Genomic DNA, 16,426 nt, shown 5'->3' with positions numbered 1-16,426 from the left:
GGCGACAGAGGGGGTCGCCTCTCGTAGAGCGCCAACCTCCTTCCGCCGCAGTAGGTCGAGCCCAGTCGGACCGACCCCTTCTGCCCTGCCGGGCATCTCCCCCTCAAGGGGGGAGATTGGCAGCTCGACCGCCTCGGCTACCAGTCGAGCTTGAACACAAGCTTACCGAAATGCTGCCCGCCTGCCGCCATGTGCGCGTAGGCTTCGGCCGCCTGCTCCTGGCTGAACACCTTGTCGACGACCGGGTCGATCCGGGCGGCGGCGATGGCGCGGACGGCGGCGCGAAGGTCAGATACCGACCCGGTGTTGTTGCCGACCACCTTCAGCGCCTTGATGATGATCGGCAGCAGGTCGACCGTGGCCTCGGCGCCGGTGACGAAACCGATGGTGAACAGCGTGCCGCCAGGCGCGGTGGCGTTGACGGCGCGGGCGAAGGTGGCGGTGCCGGCGGTCTCGACGACGAGGTCGGCGCCGAGGCCGCCGGTCAGTTCCAGCACCTTGCCGTCCCAGTCGGGCATCACGCGGTAGTTGATGAGATGATCGGCGCCGAGTGCCTTCGCCCGCTCCAGCTTCTCGTCCGACGAAGAAGTGATGATGACGGTTGCGCCGGCGGCTTTCGCCAGTTGAAGGGTGAAGATGGAGACGCCGCCGGTGCCGAGCAGCACGACGACCGAGCCCGGCCCGACATCGGCGGCGCGGACGGCGTTCCAAGCGGTGGTCGCGGCGGTCGGCAGGGTCGACGCCGCCTCGAAAGAGAGACGAGCCGGTACCGGCACGAGCGAGTTGGCCGGCAGCGCGACATATTCGGCGAGCGACCCCGGCAGCGAAATTCCGCGCATCTGCGTCATCTCGTTAGGCCGGGGCGGACCGCCGATCCAGCGCGGCTTGGCATGGGCAACGACGCGATCGCCGACGGCGAAATCCGTAACGCCCTCCCCCAGCGCGACGATCTCGCCGGCGCCGTCGGCGACGGGAATGAGCGGAAAGCCGGGCACACGATAATTGCCGCTGGCCACCGCCACATCGACGAAATTCAGGCTCGCGGCGCGCTGGCGGATCAGCACTTCGCCGCGCTGCGGTTCAGGCGTGGCAATGGTGGTGGCGCGAAAGGCGTCCAGCTTGGCGGCGGTCAGTTCGATGGCTTTCATGGCTCACGCATTCCGGTTGAAGGGGTCGATCGTCAGGATTGAGTGAAGCTATCTGCTGCGCTACAAGCAGATAATCCGGAATCTTTACATATGAGTCCTGTGTTTCATGCAGCAATCACACGACCCCGCCAGCCTTGCCGAAATGGCCGCCTTTGCGGCCATCACCGAAGCGCGCTCCTTCACCAAGGCAGCGTTGCGCGTCGGGCGCGACCCGACGATCCTGTCACGCCGCCTGCAATCGCTGGAGGAGCGGCTCGGCGTGCGGCTGCTGCACCGCACGACCCGCAGCGTATCGTTGACGGAGGCGGGAGCGGAGTTCCTGGTACGCGTTCGCGCCATCCTGGCCTCGGTAGACGAAGCCGAGGCAGCTGCTTCCGCGCATGCCAGCGGGGCTCCGCGGGGCTTGCTGCGGCTGGCGATGCCGGGAACCTTTGGCCGTATGTGGATCGGGCCGCTGCTGCCGCAATTTCTAGCGACGTTCCCGGATGTCCGCATCGAGGCCGAGTTCTCCAACCGGTTCGTCGATCTCGTTGCAGAGAACTTCGATGTCGCCGTCCGTCTCGGCGCGCTGGAGGACTCGCGCCTGGTGGCGCGCAAGATCGCGACACGGCGGCGGTTGCTGTGCGCTGCTCCCTCCTACCTCGCCCGCCGGGGCACGCCGGAAGCGCCGGAAGCGCTCACAGAACACGCCTGCCTCGGCTTCTCCGGCTTCCAGACCTTTCCAACCTGGGAGATGACCGACAGTTCGGGACGCCGCGTCAACGTCGACGTCTCGGGGCCGATGGTGTGCGACGATGCAGAGGTGCTGGTCGAAGCCGCGGTGCAGGGCCTCGGCCTGATGATGAGCACCGACTGGCTGGTCGGACGCGAACTCGCCGACGGACGGCTGGTGCCGGTGCTGGCGGACTGGACGCTGGCCGACGAAGGCGCGGTCTATGTCGTCATGCCCTCGGCCAAGGGACAAGCCGCCAAGACACGCGCCTTCGCCGAGTGGATCGGCAAGCGCTTCGCGCCGGAGCCGCCCTGGACGTCGAGGCCGGTCTCAAAGGCTTGATCAATGGGGCGCGCCGGGGGCTAAGACGGCATATGCCGCTGTCACCAGGCCTTTTGTCCTGTATGATCTCGTTGAATGTAGCTTGGGAGGGGATCATGCAAAGTGCATTGGCGAAGTTCATCATGGCAGGTTCCGTTCTGGCCGCGCTGCAAGCCGCGCAGCCGGCTTTTGCCGCGTCCTGCAACTGGAGAGCCAAGATGGAAGAAGACGAAGGCGGCAGCGTGCTGACGGCTTCGGTGTGCGGCGGACCGAAGGCCGATGCGCATCTGATGCTCGTCTGTTTCGACAAGCCGGTGCTGAGCTACGATCTGGGTGCGGCCGGCCAGCAGCTGGAGCCCGGCATCAGCGCTTCCTTCACCTTCAAGGGTGGTGACAAGAGCGTGACCAAAAAGCTCGACCTCGAAGCCATGTATAATTACTTCACGGCTGAGCTGAGCAAAGACGATCCACTGCTCGGCCTGTTGCGCGGCAAGGGCGACGTCACGGTTACGGCCGACAAATATGGCGAGAACAGCTTTCCGCTGACGGGCTCGAGCGCTGCGATCGGTAAGGTGCTGGCGCAGTGCGGCAAAGGTTCGGCCGGCGAAGCGGACTGAGGGCTCCCGACTTTCGACCACGCAGCTTGGTCCCGCGCCTCCGTCAGGGCAAAGCCAAGCAGGTTCTCGCCGCGCCCGGTTTGCCGTTTCGCTCATCGACGGGGGCACGGGTTTTGGAGGCGCAACATGCGGCCTGAGTTTTCAACGCGAGCTGCGCTTTCCCTCCGGTGTCGCCACCAGCGAGGCGGCGGCGGCATTGGCCGTGGCGATCGCCGCTTCCATCGGATGGCCACGCGCGAGGCCTGCCGCGAAGGCGCCGACGAATTCGTCGCCGGCGCCATGGGTGCTGACGACCTTGACCGGGACGGCCGCCAGCGCGAAGGCCGCGCCGGTCCGGTCGCAATAGGCGACGCCTTCGCCGCCGGCGGTGACGATCGCCGAGGGGTAGGTATCGATCAGCCGCCGCGCGGCTTCGGCTGCGCCGGCGAGGGTATCGACGACCGGAACACCGGCGAGAAATTCCGCTTCGATGGCGTTGACGATGACGATGTCTGTCAGCGCGGTCAATTCGGCCGACAGTGTTCGCGCCGGTGCGGCGTTGAGCACGACGCGGCCGCCGGATGCCTTCACCGCGCGCGCGGCAGCGATGTTGGCGGCATCGGGCACTTCGTTCTGCAGCAACAGCACTGCCGTCTGTACCACCACCTCGCCCGCAGCCGCGATGTCATCACCGCCCAGGATGAGATTGCTGCCGGAGACGATCACCGCACCATAGTCGCCATCGCTGTCGAAGATCGCCACGCTCATGCCGGAGCCTGCGCCTGCCGCCACGCGCACGAAGCGGCGATCGACGCCGGCGCGATCGAGATTGGCCAGCAGCGCCGTGCCGAAATCGTCGTCGCCGACGGCGCCGATCATCGCCGCGCGCACGCCGGCGCGTGCCGCCGAGACCGCCTGGTTGCCGCCCTTGCCGCCGCATTTCGGCTGCCAGGCATGGCCGGTCACAGTCTCGCCCTTGCGCGGACGGTCGGGCGCGTCGACCATAATGTCGTAGTGCAGGCTGCCGAAGACGGTGACCAGCGGAACCGTCATGTGCCGCGGTCTTTTCGCTTCGAGGTGACCGCCGACATGGTGCGGCCGAGATTGCGCTCCGCCGCCTGGTAGTCGCGCTGCGCCACCGCCACGAACAGCGCGTCGAGGATGTTGAGCTGCGCGATGCGGGCCGCCGCGTTCTCGCCCATCAGCGGCGATCCCTGCGCCGTCGAGCACAGCACGATGTCGGCAATCCGGGCCAGCGGCGAGTTGTCGTAGTTGGTGATGGCCAGCGTGCGGGCGCCGCTCTTGCGGGCAAGATGGATGGCGTCGATGACGGCCGACGTGTTGCCGGAATGCGAGAAGCCGACGGCGATGTCGTCGGCGCCGAGGAGCGAGGCCGACATCAGCATCATGTGCGAGTCGTCATAGACAGACGCGCGGATGCCGATGCGCAGGAATTTGTGCGAGACGTCGCGGGCGATCTGGGCGGAGCCGCCGACGCCATAAAAATCGCGGTTCCTGGCGCGGTAGAGCAGATCGGCGGCACGGTCGAAATCGTCCATGTCGAGGATCGCGAGCGTCTCCTCCAGCGCCTGGATCGAGGTGCGGAACACTTTCTGCACGATCTCGGCCGAGCTGTCGTCGACCGACAGTTCCTGGTGCATCTCGGCGGTCGGCAGGCGGCTGTATTCATAGACGGCGGTGCGAAAGTCGCGGTAGCCGGAGAAGCCGAGTTTCTTGGCGATCTTGACCACCATCGCCTCCGACACGCCGGCCTCCTCGGCGATCTGCTTGAGCGGAATGGTCTCGTCGAAACCGCGCCGGCCGAAGACGGTTTCCACCACCTTGGCCTCAAGCGGGGTGAGATGCGGCATCATCATGCGGATGCGCGGCCCCACGGCTTTCAGATCGAGATTGCTCAACGTCATCCACGTCCCCTCGTCTCCGGCCCGAGCATGGCTTCCTGGACGATAGCCTGCGACGTCACGGCGTCCTGGCTGGCCATCGCGGCGGACAGGCGGTTATCCTTCTCCAGCCGGTCGACAACGCGCAGCAGGCGCTTGACGGTGGCGATGTTGACTTCGCATTCGCGCACCGGATCGAGCCCGGTCATGTCGGGGAAAGTGTCGAAGTAGATGGCGCCGGCGTAGCCGTCGCGACGGATCTGGCACAGCAGTTCGATGGTCTGCAGCGTGTGCACCGCGCCGACCATCAGGCCGTCGTCGCGCTTGGCATAGCCATCGTTGAGATGGACGCCGAGCAGCTTGCTGTGGCGAGCGATCAGCGCCGCGGCGAAGGCCGGCTGTTCGTCGGCATAGAGCACATGGGCGAAATCGAGCGTGACGCCGAGATTGGGTAGGCCGACCTCGCGGATCGCCAGCAAGGTGGTCGCCGCATCCGGCATCAGCGAGTAGGAGCGCGGTTCGTTAGGCTTGTACTCCAGGCTGATCTGGCAGCCGGGATCATGCGCGGCAACTTCACGAACCCCCTCGATTTCGTGCTGCCAGAGCGTCGCATAGTCAGTTTGAAATGCATAGTCGAAGCCATCCTGGCCCAGCCACAGCGTCATCAGACTGGCGCCGGCCGCGCGCACCGCATCGATACCGGCCTTGGTCAAGTCGATGGCTTCGCGGCGCACCGCTGGGTCCGGATTGGTGAAGGCGCCGAGCTTGAAGGCCGGATTGGAGTAGTAACGCATGGCAAAGCCATTGATGGAAAGCCCGAGATCGCCGAGCCTTCGGGGGATTTCAGCCGGCTTTTCACTGACATGGTCGGGGAAATTAAGATCAAGATCGGTCAGCCCGTCGACCTTGGCCGCGCGGGCTGCCATCTGCAGCATGGACGGCTTGCCGGTGAGATCAGGCCATTCGGCTTGCGGCCGCGAGGCGAAGGAATTCAGGCGGGTGGCGAAGCGACTGTTTGTCATGATCGACCTTTCAGTGATTTACTTCACACAAATACGAATATTTGTAAAGTTCTCATTTGCGAGACGGTTTGTAGCGCGCAACATCCTGCTTGGCCGAGATCTTCGGCTCCGCCTCAGCATCCATTTCGGGAGTTTCGAGTCCCGCAACGGTGCGGATACTGGTGCGAGCCCTTGCGCCCTGCCTGCCGATTGACCAATCTCGCCGACACTGTCATGAGCCGCGGTTGGGGGATCGCACATGCCAACGCTTTATCAACTGAAACCGGCCTTTCAGGCCAGGCTGCGGCCGCTGGCCGACCGGCTGGCCGATGCCGGCGTCACCGCCAACCAGATCACGCTTCTCGCCGCCGCGCTCTCCACCGCCACAGGCCTGGTGGTCGCGGCCTTTGCCTTCCATCCCCTGGTTTTCCTCTTGATGCCGGTGGTGCTGTTCGTGCGCATGGCGCTCAACGCCATTGACGGGATGCTGGCCAGGGAACATGGGCAAGCATCAAAACTCGGCATGTATCTCAACGAACTCTGCGACGTCGTCTCGGACTTGGCGCTGATCCTGGCCTTTGCCACCTTGTTCCCGGCCTGGGGTGTCGTCGCCTTCGCTATTACCGCCATGCTTGTCGAGTTCGCCGGCGTGCTTGGCGTTGCCGCAGGCAGCGGGCGCAACTATGCCGGGCCGTTCGGCAAGAGCGACCGAGCCCTGGTGCTCGGCGTCATCGGCTTTCTCCTCGCTTGCGGCCTGTGGGTGGCGGGGATCGCGCCGTTTGTGTTTCCGGTCATGGCTACACTGTCAGTCGTAACCGCCATCAACCGGATACGCGGCGGCCTTAGAGCGGGCGGCGCATGATGCCAAAGCGTCAGGCACCCGACCGCCAGAGGGAAACCATGATCCACCAGACCATTGCAGCCGGAGCACCGGCGAGCCTCGAGCGCATCGCGCAGGAGCGCACGTTCAAGAGCCATGACGGCACCGAGATCTTCTACCGCTACTGGCCGGCCGCCGAGTCGACGCCAAAGGGTGCGATCCTTCTGTTCCATCGCGGCCACGAGCATGGCGGCCGCATGGCGCATCTGGTCGACGAACTCGCCATGCCCGATCATGCCTTCTACGCCTGGGACGCGCGCGGCAATGGCCGCTCGGCCGGCGAGCGCGGCTATGCGCCGTCCTTTGCCGCCCTGGTTCGTGACATCGACTGCCTGGTGCGTGAGATCAGCCGGGATGGTTTTGGCCAGCGCGACATCGCGCTGATCGCGCAGTCCTTCGGCGCCGTGCTGGCCGCTGCCTGGGTGCATGACTATGCGCCCGACATCCGCGCGCTGGTGGTGGCTTCACCGGCCTTTTCGGTCAAGCTCTACGTGCCCTTCGCCAAAGAGGGCATTGCGCTGTGGCAGAAGCTCAAGGGCCGCTTCTTCGTCAATTCCTACGTCAAGGCGAAGTTCCTGACGCATGATGCCGAGCGCATCGCTTCCTTCGACGCCGATCCGCTGATCACGCGACCGATCGCCTCCAACATCCTGGTCGAGCTTTACGACCACGCTGCCCGCATCGTCTCGGACGCGCGCGCCATCACCGTGCCGACGCAGCTCTTGATCTCCGGCAGCGATTGGGTGGTGCGGCATGGACCGCAGCACGAATTCTTCGTCAATCTCGGCAGCAGCGCCAAGGAGCGGCATGTGCTGCCCGGCTTCTTCCACGACACGCTGGGCGAGCGCGATCGCAAGCAGGCGCTGGACTTGATCCGGCCGTTCCTCGAAAAGCAATTTGCCACGCCGGAGAAAACCATCGACTTGCTTCAGGCCGACCGCGCCGGCTACACCCGCGACGAGGCCGAGAGGCTCGCCTCGCCGCTGACGCTGTTGTCGCCCAAGGGAATTTTCTGGGCGATGAGTCGCGCCTCGATCCGCATGGGCGCCTGGCTGTCTTCGGGCATGAAGATTGGCATCGCCACCGGCTTCGATTCCGGCTCGACGCTCGACTATGTCTACGAGAACGACGCGCGCGGCACCGGCTTCATCGGCCGCATGATCGACCGCACCTTCCTCGACGCGATCGGCTGGCGCGGCATCCGCCAGCGCAAGCTGCATCTGGAAGAGCTGATCGGCAACGCCGCCGCCAGCCTGAAGGCAGCCGGCCGTCCCGTCCACATGCTCGACATCGCCGCCGGTCACGGCCGCTATGTGCTCGATGCCGTCACCAAATGCACTGAACCGCCAGCAAGCGTGCGGCTGCAGGATTATTCCGAGCTCAATGTCGGGTTGGGTTCGAAGCTGATCGCCGAGCGGCAGCTGCCGACCAGCGTCACCTTCCATCAGGCCGACGCCTTCGATGCCGACATGCTGGCCGGGCAAAAGCCGGCGCCGGACCTCGCCATCGTCTCCGGGCTTTACGAATTGTTCGCCGACAACACGATGATTTCCCGCTCGCTCGGCGGGCTGGCCAGCGCCATGCAACCCGGCAGCCTGCTCGTCTACACCAACCAGCCATGGCATCCGCAGTTGGAGATGATCGCGCGCAGCCTGACCTCGCATCGCGGCGGCCAGGCATGGGTGATGCGGCGGCGCTCGCAGGGCGAGATGGACCAGTTGGTGACGGCGGCCGGTTTCGAGAAGATCGACCAGCGCATCGACCAATGGGGCATCTTCACTGTTTCGGTCGCTCGGCGCGTCTGAGACCATGGCCCCGGCTCGGGAACACAATTTGGATATCGTGCTGAGGGCCGCCCTTTGGCTGGCGCTGCTGGCGCCGTTCTTCTATTCGACCTATGGCTTTGCCAACTGGCTGGCGTCGCGGCGCGACCATGTCGGCAGCATCGTGTTTGCCTGGGAACACGCCATCCCGTTCGTCGCCTGGACGATCGTGCCCTACTGGTCTATCGATCTGTTCTACGGCCTGTCGCTGTTGCTCAACACGACCAGGCGCGGCGTCGACCGGCTCGCCGGCCGCTATCTCTCGGCGCAGATCATTGCCGTCGCCTGCTTCATCGCGTTCCCGCTGACGGCGACCTTCGTGCGGCCGGAAACCACCGGCCTGCCGGGTTTTCTGTTTGCGGTGCTCGGTGGTTTCGACAAGCCGTTCAACCAGGCGCCATCCCTGCACATCGCGCTGCTGGTGATCATCTGGGACCATTGGCGTCACGTTCTGGCACGTCACCGTCTCGGCGGCATTCTCCGCCCGGTCTGGCACGTCTGGTGTTTTCTCATCGGCGCCTCGGTGCTGACGACCTGGCAGCATCATTTCATCGACATTCCGACCGGCGCCCTGCTCGGCCTGTTTGCGCTGTGGCTGTTTCCGTCCAAGGGCGAGCTGCCATTCTGGGGTTTTCGGTTGACCGCCGACCCAAGGGCGCGGCGGCTGGCGGGTTATTACGGGCTGGGGGCGGCCCTTGCCCTGGCCGGCGCTGCCGAGGGCGCGTTGGTCTCCGCCGATTTTCTCATCCTGTTGTGGCCGGCATTGGCGCTGGCCATCGTCGCCTTCGGCTATGCTGGGGCCGGCGCCAAAGTGTTCCAGAAGGCAGCCGATGGTAGCGTCTCACTGGCCAACCGTATCCTGCTCCTGCCCTACCGGCTTGGCGCCCGGATCAATGTGTGGGTATGGACCCGCCAACTGGCGCCGCAAGCGGAGATCACCGACGGTGTTTTCCTCGGCCGGTTTCCGAGTGCCGACGAGGCCAACCGCTTCGGCACAGTGATCGACCTTGCCGGCGAGATGGAACGGCCGCGCGGCGTGACCTGCCGCTGGATCAGCTACGCGATGCTCGACCTCGTGGCGCCGCCTCACGACAGGCTGGAGCGAGCGGTGGCGGCGATCGAGCTGGCGCGCCGGCGCGGCACCGTCCTGGTCTGCTGCGCGCTCGGCTTCCAGCGCAGTGCAGCCGTCGTCGCCGACTGGCTGGTGGTGACGGGGCGCTCGTACACAGCTGCACAGGCGCGCAAGAAACTCGCCGCGTCGGGCAGGCCCGTGCACCTTCAGATCGGGCTGGATGAACCGGGGCTGGAAGAACCGGGGCTGGAAGAACCGACATGAGTTGGCCGGCATGAGTGGCGACAATTTTCCCGAGAAGGCCGAAATATTCGCCGCCGGGCTGATGGTGCAGGCGGTGTGGCCGATCCTGCTGGTGGTCGCGGCTGTGATGGCAGCGCCGGTCATCGGCCTGGTGGCCGGACCGCAGACGACAGCGCTGTCCGCGGCGGCCTGGCTGGTCGCGGCGGCGAGCGCCGTGGCGACGCTGGCTCTTTCGGCCTTGCTTTTGTTCGATGCGCTGCTGTTCCGGCTGATGGCAAGCCACGCCAGCGAGGCCGCCGGGGGTGCCGCGGTCGACGATGTGCTGGCGCGCATGCGCCTGAAATCCACCACTGCCGGCGGCCGCTCGCTCGACCATCGCATGGCAGGCACGCGCCGCCTGCTGACAAGGCAGCGCATGGCGCTCGCCATGTTTGCTGCGGCATCCCTTTTCGCAGCATTTGTTTGAGCCATGACAAAACTTCACCTGCGCGCCAACACCTTCACCTTGCTGCAGACGGTGACGTCGGTCGGCCTGTCGGCGGCGGCCTGGGTGGTAACCGGCGTCAGACCAATCTGGAACGGCAGCCAGCCGTCGGAGCGGCAGCGCATCTACTTCGCCAACCATGCCAGCCATGGTGATTTCATCCTGCTGTCGGCCTGTCTGAGTGAGAAGGTGCGCGCCCGGACCCATGCGATCGCGGCGGCCGAATATTGGGGCAAGTCGTGGCTGCGCCGCTTCATCGCGCAGGACATGCTGTCGTCCGTGCTCATCCACCGGCAGTGGACCGACGAAACGCAACACCCGATCTCGATCATGCTGTCGGTGCTCGACGACGGCCACTCGCTGATCCTGTTTCCCGAAGGCACTCGCAACACGACGGAGGCGGATCTGCTGCCGTTCCGCTCCGGCCTCTACAATCTGTCGATGGCGCGGCCCGATGTCGAACTCATCCCGTGCTGGATCGAGAACATGTCGCGCGTGCTGCCCAAGGGCCAGTTCCTGCCGGTGCCGCTTCTGTGCCGCGTCGTCTTCGGTCCGCCGGTGGCGATCGCGCCCGGCGAAGAACGCCGCACCTTCCTCGAGCGCGCCCGCCAGACGCTGCTGTCGCTCAACCCGCGTCCCGATCGGGACCACTAGCATGACAAGGCAAAGAGACTTCGTATGACACTGCCGCCAATGCATGAAACCGTCATCCTGCTGGCCGGCCTGATCTGCGTGCTGACCATGGCGAGCATCGTTGCCGGTATCCTCTCATGGCGGGCGCCGAAGCCGCTGCCCTCGACGCTCGTCAACTTGAACCAGCGCATCAACGCCTGGTGGGTGATGGTGCTGGCGATCACCGTCGCCTTCTTCTTCGGCCGCACCGGCATGACCATCCTGTTTGCGCTGATCTCGTTTGCCGCGCTGCGCGAGTTCGTGACGCTGACGCACAGCCGGCGCAGCGACCACTGGGTGCTGCTCGGCATGTTCGGCATCATCATTCCCTTCCAGTACTGGCTGGTGTGGACCGCCTGGTACGGGCTCTTCACCATTTTCATCCCCGTCTACTGCTTCCTCTTGATGCCGGCGGTCACCGCGCTCAACGGCGACACCGAGCGCTTCCTCGAGCGCGTGTCCGCGCAGCAATGGGCGGTCATGATCTCGGTCTACTGCGTCAGCCATGTGCCGGCGCTGCTGACCCTCAACGTGCCCGGTTTCGAGGGCCGCAACCTCCTGCTCATCGCCTTCCTGATCATCACCGTGCAAGGCAGCGACGTGCTGCAATACATTTTCGGCAAGCTGTTCGGCAGGCATCTTCTGTCGCCCTCCGTCTCGCCCTCGAAGACCTGGGAAGGGCTGGTCGGCGGGCTGGTGGCATCGAGCCTTCTGGGCGCGCTGCTGTCGTTCCTGACGCCGTTCTCGCCGCTGGCGGCGGCAGGCGTCGCCTTCATCGCCTGCCTGATGGGGTTCCTCGGCGGGCTGGTGGCGTCGGCGATCAAGCGCGACCAGGGGGTCAAGGACTGGGGCCACCTCATCGAAGGCCATGGCGGCATGATGGACCGCGCCGACAGCTTGGTCTTCGCCGCGCCGGTGTTCTTCCACATCGTCCGCTATTTCTGGACGTGAGCGAAGCCGCTCAATCGCGGATCGCGCGGCCCGCCTGCTGCAACAGTTCGAAGGCGGCGAAGCGCTTGTCGTGCCAAGGCACCAGATCGCCGCCGGCCGGGCGATAGATGTCGCCGATGCGCGACATGCCGGTCATCGCCGCGATCACATCGGGATATTTTTGCGCCGCCACCGCCGCCAATATGGACGAACCGAGCAGCACCGGTTCGGGCGAGGTCGAACCGGCGACGGTCAGGCCTGTGGTGTCGGCCAAAAGCTGACGTACCAGCTCGCTTTGCGCGGCACCGCCGCTGACGACGATAGTGTCGATGGCGATGCCTTTGTTGGCCATCGCCGCAAGGATCTGGCGCACGCCGTAGCCGATGCCCAGCAGGCCGGCGACATAGAGCGCGACCAGACTGTCGAGGGACGTGTCCATGCCAAGCCCGGCGATCAAGGCCTTGGACTCGGGATCGGCGAAGGGCGAGCGGTTGCCGAGGAATTCCGGCACGACATGCAGTCCATCGGCCAGGTGCGCTACGGCGGACAGGTCGGCGGACTGCTCCGCCGCCTGCTGACCAAGCCAAGCGGTCAGGCCGAGACCTTCCGCCTTGGCTTTCGCGGATGCCTCAGCGGTGGCCGGATGGAAAGCGACGAGGTGGTCGATTGCAGCACCCGCCGCCGATTGCCCGCCTTCATTGAGCCAAAGCCCCGGCACCATCGAGGAAAAATACGGGCCCCAGACGCCGGGCACGAAGGCCGGCTCGCTGGTGCTGGCCATGGTGCAGGCCGAAGTGCCGAACACATAGGCCATGCGCGACTGCAAGGTGCCGACGGAGCCCTGCCCGCCAACCGTGCCGACTCCCCCGGCATGGGCATCGATCAGGCCGGCCGCAACCGGCGTTCCCGGCAACAGGCCGAGATCGGCCGCGGCGGCCTCAGTCAGGCCTTGGGCAAGCGCGGTGCCGCCCTCGACGATCTCGGTGCCGATGCGGGCAAAGCCTTCATCGGCGAGCGCGCCGAGGCCGATGGCGCGGAAATAGGCTTCGTCCCAGCGCCGCTCGTGGCCGAGATAGGTCCATTTGCAGGTCAGCGTGCAGATCGAACGCCCCAGGCTGCCGGTCGAGCGCCAGGTCAGATAGTCGGTGAGGTCGAAGAAATGCTCGGCGGCATCGAAGGTGGCGGGCAGGTTTTCGCACAGCCACAACAGCTTCGGCGTTTCCATCTCCGGCGATATGGTGCCGCCGACATAATCGAGCACGGCGTGCTTGCCGGCATTGACGCGCTGCGCCTGATCGAGCGCACGATGGTCCATCCAGACGATGATGTTGCGCTGGGCATCGCCGGAATGGCCGACCGGCAACGGCGCGCCATCCTGGCCGACCACGACCAGCGAACAGGTGGCGTCGAAGCCGATGCCGGCAATGTCGCGCCCAGCGAGCCCCGACTTGGTCACCGCCTCGCGCACGCTGGCGCAAACCGCACGCCAGATGTCCTCGCTCGACTGTTCGGCGATTTCGCCGGGCTCGATGAATAGAGCGATGTCGCGCTTCGCCGAGGCAAGCATGGTGCCCTTGCTGTCGAACACCCCCGCCCTGGCACTGCCAGTGCCGACGTCGATGCCGAGGAAGTGGGACATGGGGAACCTCAGAAGTTAGGCAGTAGGCAGTAGGCAGTAGGCAGTAGGCAGTAGGCAGTAGGCGAGATGGTCAGCAGTGAACCGTCAGTTGCAAGAGCCTCTCCCCATTTCCTACCGCCTAACGCCTCACAAATCATTGCTCTGCGGCAGGATAACCAGATCCCGGATAGTGACATTTCTCGGCCGCGTCAGCATGAACAGCACGGCTTCGGCGACCTCGACCGGTTGTATCAGGCCGCCCTTGGCCAGTTCATCCTCAAGCTTGTCCTTCGGCCAGTCGCTGATCAGCGCTGTCACCACCGGCCCCGGCTGCACCGCGCCGACGCGCAGGCCGTGCGGGGCGACCTGCCGGCGCACCGTGTGGACGAAGGCCTGCACGGCATGCTTGGATGCCGTATAGATCGGCTCCCAGACCACCGGCACCAGTCCGGCGATCGAGGACGTGACGATGATGTCGCCGGTCTTTCGTTCGACCATATGCGGCAGCACGGCGTGGATGGAACGAAAGACCGCATTGATGTTGAGGTTCAGCATGCGGTCCCAGGCATCCGGGTCGCCTTCGAGCACCGGGCCGCCGACATAGGCGCCGGCATTGGCGTGGAAGATATCGAGCGGGCCGGCCTTGTCCAGGATTTGCGGCATCATCGTCGCGACGCTGGCCGGCTTCATCAGATCGATCACCAGCGGGATCGCGTCGGGACCGAGTTCGGTGCAGACGCTTTTCAGCGCGTCTTCGGCGCGGTCGACGAGCACAACGCGAACGCCGGCGGCAATCAGCGCTCTCGCGCATTCCAGGCCTATGCCCGACGCGGCGCCGGTGATCGCCGCGACCTTTCCACTCAAATCCTGAGCCATTCTATCCTCGTATCGATTGCGGTTGCGTTCAGGCTCGGCCGTGGGAAACCCGCGAGCGGCGTGCCAGGGAGTCGACGATGACCGCAATTGCCAGAACGGCGCCGGTGATCATGTAGCGAAGCGACGATGACAAATCGAGCAAGGTCAGCCCGCTGGCGATCGACTGGATGACGATGATGCCGAGCAGCGCGGAATAGGCGCTGCCACGGCCGCCAAACAGGCTGGTGCCGCCTATGACCGCCGCCGCAATGGCGTTGAGGTTGACGTCGCCGGTGCCGGCCTGCTGGCTGGCGGAGGCCAGCCGCGCCGCCGACAGGACGCCGCCGAGGGCGGCAAACATCGAGCACATGACGAAGGCGCTGAGGTAGATCGAGCGCACCTTGATGCCGGCCCGGCGCGCCGCTTCGCGGTTGCCGCCGACGGCGGTCATCGAGCGGCCCCATTGGGTGCGGGTCAGCGCATAGTTCATCGCCACCACCAGGCCGACGAACAGGCCGAACATCCACGGTATGCCGCGCGCCTGGTTGAGATAACCGACGATCAGTTCTAGCAGGATGGTCAGGGCGGCGACGCGCACGATGAGGCCGCCGACAGACGGCGCCGACAAATTGACGGCCCGGCGGCGGCTGACGGTGCGCAGGCCGCTGATCAGCATGACGATGCCGGGCAATGCCGCCAGTGCATAGGACAGCCAGTCCGGCATGACCAGCAACTGGCCGAAATTCACCAGGTCCGACCCATAGGGCAGATTGATCGAGCCGGTGGAGCCCAGAATATACAGTTGCAGGCCGAGCACGGCGAGCAGGCCGGCGAGCGTCGAGACGAAGCTTGGCATGCCGAGCCGGTTGAACAGCAAGGCATAGAGCCCGCCGATGAAACCGCCGACGGCGATCGCGGCGAGGATGGCGAGCGCCACCGGCCAGCCCTGGTTGACCCACAGTGTGCCGACCATGGCCGAAGCAAAGCCGCTGATCGAGCCGACCGACAGGTCGATCTCGCCGACCATCAGCACACAGACGATGCCGAGCGCGATGACGCCGACGGTCGAGCAGTCGAACAGGAGATTGACCAGATTGCTCGACGAGACGAAGACCGGATTGAGGGCGGTGAACACGCTCCAGATGATGACCAGGCCGACGATGACCGGCAACGAGCCGAGGTCGCCGGAGCGGACGCGGTCGAAGAAGGCGCTGATGGCGCCACCAACGCCGGCCTGGTGCTTGACGCGCACGTCGCTGCGGTCGAGCGCCGTCGATGAGGAGGTGTCCTGCTTGGGCTCCGCGCTCATGGCCGCTGCTCCTGATTGTTCGCTTGTTCGGCGGCCTTGCGCCGTTCGGCGCGGCGCGACACTGCATTGTTGGCGGCGCCGGTGATGGCGCTGACCAGTTCCTGGTTCGAGGCGTCGGGTTCGAAGACGCCGTTGTTGCGGCCGAGCCTGAGCACGACTATGCGGTCGGCGACGGCGCGCACGTCCTCCATATTGTGACTAATCATCAGCACGCCGAGCCCACGCTCGCGCACCCGGTCGATGAGGTTCAGCACTTCCGCCGTCTGGGCGACGCCAAGAGCGGCGGTCGGCTCGTCGAGCAGGATGACCTTGGGGTCGAGCAGCAGCGAGCGGGCGATCGCCACGGTCTGGCGCTGGCCGCCGGACAGCGAGGCGACCGCCTCGCGGACGCTTGGAATACGCGCCGACAATTCGTTGAGCAGCGTCCAGGCGCGAATTTCCATCGCCACCTCGTCCAGCCGCAGCGGGTTGATCTCCTTGCCGAGAAAGATGTTGGCGACGACGTCGAGGTTTTCGCACAGTGCGAGATCCTGGAAGACGGTGGCGATGCCGAGCGTCAGCGCGGCGCTCGGGTCGGGCATCGTCACTTGCCTGCCGCGGAAATTGATGGTGCCCGAGCTCGGCTGGTGGACGCCGGCCAGAATCTTGACCAGCGTCGACTTGCCGGCGCCATTGTCGCCGACCAGCGCCACCACCTCGCCGGCATGGACATCGAGATCGATATCGGTGAGCGCCGAAACGGCGCCGAAATTCTTCGAGATGCCGCGCAGGCTGAGCACCAGCTCGCCTGCCGAAACCGGTCCGTCAGAGATGTCAGACATGGTGGCAAACCTTTCCGGATGGACGGTCAAGAGTGACTGC

General features: G+C 65.5%; 16 protein-coding genes. 8 read left to right on the top strand and 8 right to left on the bottom strand.

Features of this window, described 5'->3' with window-relative positions; genetic code table 11:
• Positions 1 to 137 precede the first annotated feature (137 nt).
• On the bottom strand, positions 138 to 1,148 hold the full coding sequence (locus ACYG97_RS03895; RefSeq protein ID WP_023733965.1) for a zinc-dependent alcohol dehydrogenase family protein: 1,011 nt from the start codon (positions 1,146 to 1,148) through the stop codon (positions 138 to 140).
• A 106-nt stretch (positions 1,149 to 1,254) separates the two neighbouring features.
• Here ACYG97_RS03895 and ACYG97_RS03890 point away from each other — a divergent pair, with 106 nt between their 5' ends.
• Both ACYG97_RS03890 and ACYG97_RS03885 read left to right on the top strand, forming a co-directional pair.
• A complete protein-coding gene (locus ACYG97_RS03890; protein ID WP_023733964.1) occupies positions 1,255 to 2,202 on the top strand; it encodes a LysR family transcriptional regulator in 948 nt (315 codons plus the stop codon).
• Positions 2,203 to 2,297: 95 nt separating this feature from the next.
• Positions 2,298 to 2,798: a hypothetical protein gene (locus tag ACYG97_RS03885; protein WP_245260826.1), complete on the top strand. Its 501-nt coding sequence runs from the start codon at positions 2,298 to 2,300 to the stop codon at positions 2,796 to 2,798.
• Positions 2,799 to 2,939: 141 nt separating this feature from the next.
• Here ACYG97_RS03885 and ACYG97_RS03880 read toward each other — a convergent pair whose 3' ends face one another.
• The 3 genes from ACYG97_RS03880 to ACYG97_RS03870 are packed head-to-tail and all read right to left on the bottom strand — an operon-like array spanning position 2,940 to position 5,700.
• Complete coding sequence (locus ACYG97_RS03880) at positions 2,940 to 3,830, bottom strand: ribokinase (protein ID WP_023733963.1); 891 nt, start codon at positions 3,828 to 3,830, stop codon at positions 2,940 to 2,942.
• Positions 3,827 to 4,702, bottom strand: a complete 876-nt coding sequence (locus tag ACYG97_RS03875; RefSeq protein ID WP_023730361.1) for a MurR/RpiR family transcriptional regulator — start codon at positions 4,700 to 4,702, stop codon at positions 3,827 to 3,829. The genes ACYG97_RS03880 and ACYG97_RS03875 overlap by 4 nt, the downstream gene beginning before the upstream one ends.
• Positions 4,699 to 5,700 (bottom strand): sugar phosphate isomerase/epimerase family protein, encoded by a 1,002-nt coding sequence (locus tag ACYG97_RS03870; protein ID WP_023733962.1) that lies wholly within the window; start codon positions 5,698 to 5,700, stop codon positions 4,699 to 4,701. The genes ACYG97_RS03875 and ACYG97_RS03870 overlap by 4 nt, the downstream gene beginning before the upstream one ends.
• Positions 5,701 to 5,938: 238 nt before the next feature.
• Here ACYG97_RS03870 and ACYG97_RS03865 point away from each other — a divergent pair, with 238 nt between their 5' ends.
• Genes ACYG97_RS03865 through ACYG97_RS03840 form a run of 6 tightly spaced genes read left to right on the top strand, consistent with a single transcriptional unit; the run spans position 5,939 to position 11,804 of the window.
• A complete protein-coding gene (locus ACYG97_RS03865) occupies positions 5,939 to 6,541 on the top strand; it encodes a CDP-alcohol phosphatidyltransferase family protein (protein WP_023733961.1) in 603 nt (200 codons plus the stop codon).
• Between the two features lie 41 nt (positions 6,542 to 6,582).
• The gene (locus ACYG97_RS03860) at positions 6,583 to 8,364 is read left to right on the top strand and encodes a bifunctional alpha/beta hydrolase/class I SAM-dependent methyltransferase (RefSeq protein ID WP_031262253.1); all 1,782 of its coding nucleotides are present in this window, start codon (positions 6,583 to 6,585) and stop codon (positions 8,362 to 8,364) included.
• A 4-nt stretch (positions 8,365 to 8,368) separates the two neighbouring features.
• A complete protein-coding gene (locus ACYG97_RS03855; RefSeq protein WP_050590393.1) occupies positions 8,369 to 9,718 on the top strand; it encodes a phosphatase PAP2/dual specificity phosphatase family protein in 1,350 nt (449 codons plus the stop codon).
• Positions 9,719 to 9,728: 10 nt separating this feature from the next.
• Entirely contained in the window at positions 9,729 to 10,163 is a 435-nt protein-coding gene (locus tag ACYG97_RS03850) for a hypothetical protein (RefSeq protein ID WP_023693832.1), read from the top strand.
• Positions 10,164 to 10,166: 3 nt separating this feature from the next.
• Complete coding sequence (locus ACYG97_RS03845; protein WP_031262250.1) at positions 10,167 to 10,835, top strand: lysophospholipid acyltransferase family protein; 669 nt, start codon at positions 10,167 to 10,169, stop codon at positions 10,833 to 10,835.
• A gap of 39 nt (positions 10,836 to 10,874) precedes the next feature.
• Positions 10,875 to 11,804 carry a phosphatidate cytidylyltransferase gene (locus tag ACYG97_RS03840; RefSeq protein WP_027048767.1) on the top strand — a complete coding sequence of 310 codons (930 nt, stop codon included), beginning with the start codon at positions 10,875 to 10,877 and terminating at the stop codon, positions 11,802 to 11,804.
• 10 nt (positions 11,805 to 11,814) lie between these two features.
• On the opposite strand, the gene ACYG97_RS03835 is transcribed toward ACYG97_RS03840, so the two are convergent.
• The 4 genes from ACYG97_RS03835 to ACYG97_RS03820 form a co-directional block, all read right to left on the bottom strand.
• Positions 11,815 to 13,422: an FGGY-family carbohydrate kinase gene (locus ACYG97_RS03835; RefSeq protein ID WP_023733956.1), complete on the bottom strand. Its 1,608-nt coding sequence runs from the start codon at positions 13,420 to 13,422 to the stop codon at positions 11,815 to 11,817.
• 126 nt (positions 13,423 to 13,548) lie between these two features.
• Positions 13,549 to 14,277, bottom strand: coding sequence for an SDR family oxidoreductase (locus ACYG97_RS03830; protein ID WP_023733955.1), 729 nt, complete (start codon positions 14,275 to 14,277; stop codon positions 13,549 to 13,551).
• 28 nt (positions 14,278 to 14,305) lie between these two features.
• Positions 14,306 to 15,565 carry a sugar ABC transporter permease gene (locus ACYG97_RS03825; protein ID WP_023733954.1) on the bottom strand — a complete coding sequence of 420 codons (1,260 nt, stop codon included), beginning with the start codon at positions 15,563 to 15,565 and terminating at the stop codon, positions 14,306 to 14,308.
• Positions 15,562 to 16,386: an ATP-binding cassette domain-containing protein gene (locus ACYG97_RS03820; protein WP_023715131.1), complete on the bottom strand. Its 825-nt coding sequence runs from the start codon at positions 16,384 to 16,386 to the stop codon at positions 15,562 to 15,564. The genes ACYG97_RS03825 and ACYG97_RS03820 overlap by 4 nt, the downstream gene beginning before the upstream one ends.
• Positions 16,387 to 16,426 lie beyond the last annotated feature (40 nt).

It is taken from the genome of Mesorhizobium sp. W067 (assembly GCF_054719525.1).
This window is presented reverse-complemented; position numbering and strand designations above follow the sequence as displayed.

What these genes read in the sequence shown, in the direction of transcription:
- ACYG97_RS03895 (WP_023733965.1), bottom strand. Translation starts at nt 1,148, where the DNA reads ATGAAAGCCATCGAACTGACCGCCGCCAAGCTGGACGCCTTTCGCGCC.
- ACYG97_RS03890 (WP_023733964.1), top strand. Translation starts at nt 1,255, where the DNA reads ATGCAGCAATCACACGACCCCGCCAGCCTTGCCGAAATGGCCGCCTTT.
- ACYG97_RS03885 (WP_245260826.1), top strand. Translation starts at nt 2,298, where the DNA reads ATGCAAAGTGCATTGGCGAAGTTCATCATGGCAGGTTCCGTTCTGGCC.
- ACYG97_RS03880 (WP_023733963.1), bottom strand. Translation starts at nt 3,830, where the DNA reads ATGACGGTTCCGCTGGTCACCGTCTTCGGCAGCCTGCACTACGACATT.
- ACYG97_RS03875 (WP_023730361.1), bottom strand. Translation starts at nt 4,702, where the DNA reads ATGACGTTGAGCAATCTCGATCTGAAAGCCGTGGGGCCGCGCATCCGC.
- ACYG97_RS03870 (WP_023733962.1), bottom strand. Translation starts at nt 5,700, where the DNA reads ATGACAAACAGTCGCTTCGCCACCCGCCTGAATTCCTTCGCCTCGCGG.
- ACYG97_RS03865 (WP_023733961.1), top strand. Translation starts at nt 5,939, where the DNA reads ATGCCAACGCTTTATCAACTGAAACCGGCCTTTCAGGCCAGGCTGCGG.
- ACYG97_RS03855 (WP_050590393.1), top strand. Translation starts at nt 8,369, where the DNA reads ATGGCCCCGGCTCGGGAACACAATTTGGATATCGTGCTGAGGGCCGCC.
- ACYG97_RS03850 (WP_023693832.1), top strand. Translation starts at nt 9,729, where the DNA reads ATGAGTGGCGACAATTTTCCCGAGAAGGCCGAAATATTCGCCGCCGGG.
- ACYG97_RS03845 (WP_031262250.1), top strand. Translation starts at nt 10,167, where the DNA reads ATGACAAAACTTCACCTGCGCGCCAACACCTTCACCTTGCTGCAGACG.
- ACYG97_RS03840 (WP_027048767.1), top strand. Translation starts at nt 10,875, where the DNA reads ATGCATGAAACCGTCATCCTGCTGGCCGGCCTGATCTGCGTGCTGACC.
- ACYG97_RS03835 (WP_023733956.1), bottom strand. Translation starts at nt 13,422, where the DNA reads ATGTCCCACTTCCTCGGCATCGACGTCGGCACTGGCAGTGCCAGGGCG.
- ACYG97_RS03830 (WP_023733955.1), bottom strand. Translation starts at nt 14,277, where the DNA reads ATGGCTCAGGATTTGAGTGGAAAGGTCGCGGCGATCACCGGCGCCGCG.
- ACYG97_RS03825 (WP_023733954.1), bottom strand. Translation starts at nt 15,565, where the DNA reads ATGAGCGCGGAGCCCAAGCAGGACACCTCCTCATCGACGGCGCTCGAC.
- ACYG97_RS03820 (WP_023715131.1), bottom strand. Translation starts at nt 16,386, where the DNA reads ATGTCTGACATCTCTGACGGACCGGTTTCGGCAGGCGAGCTGGTGCTC.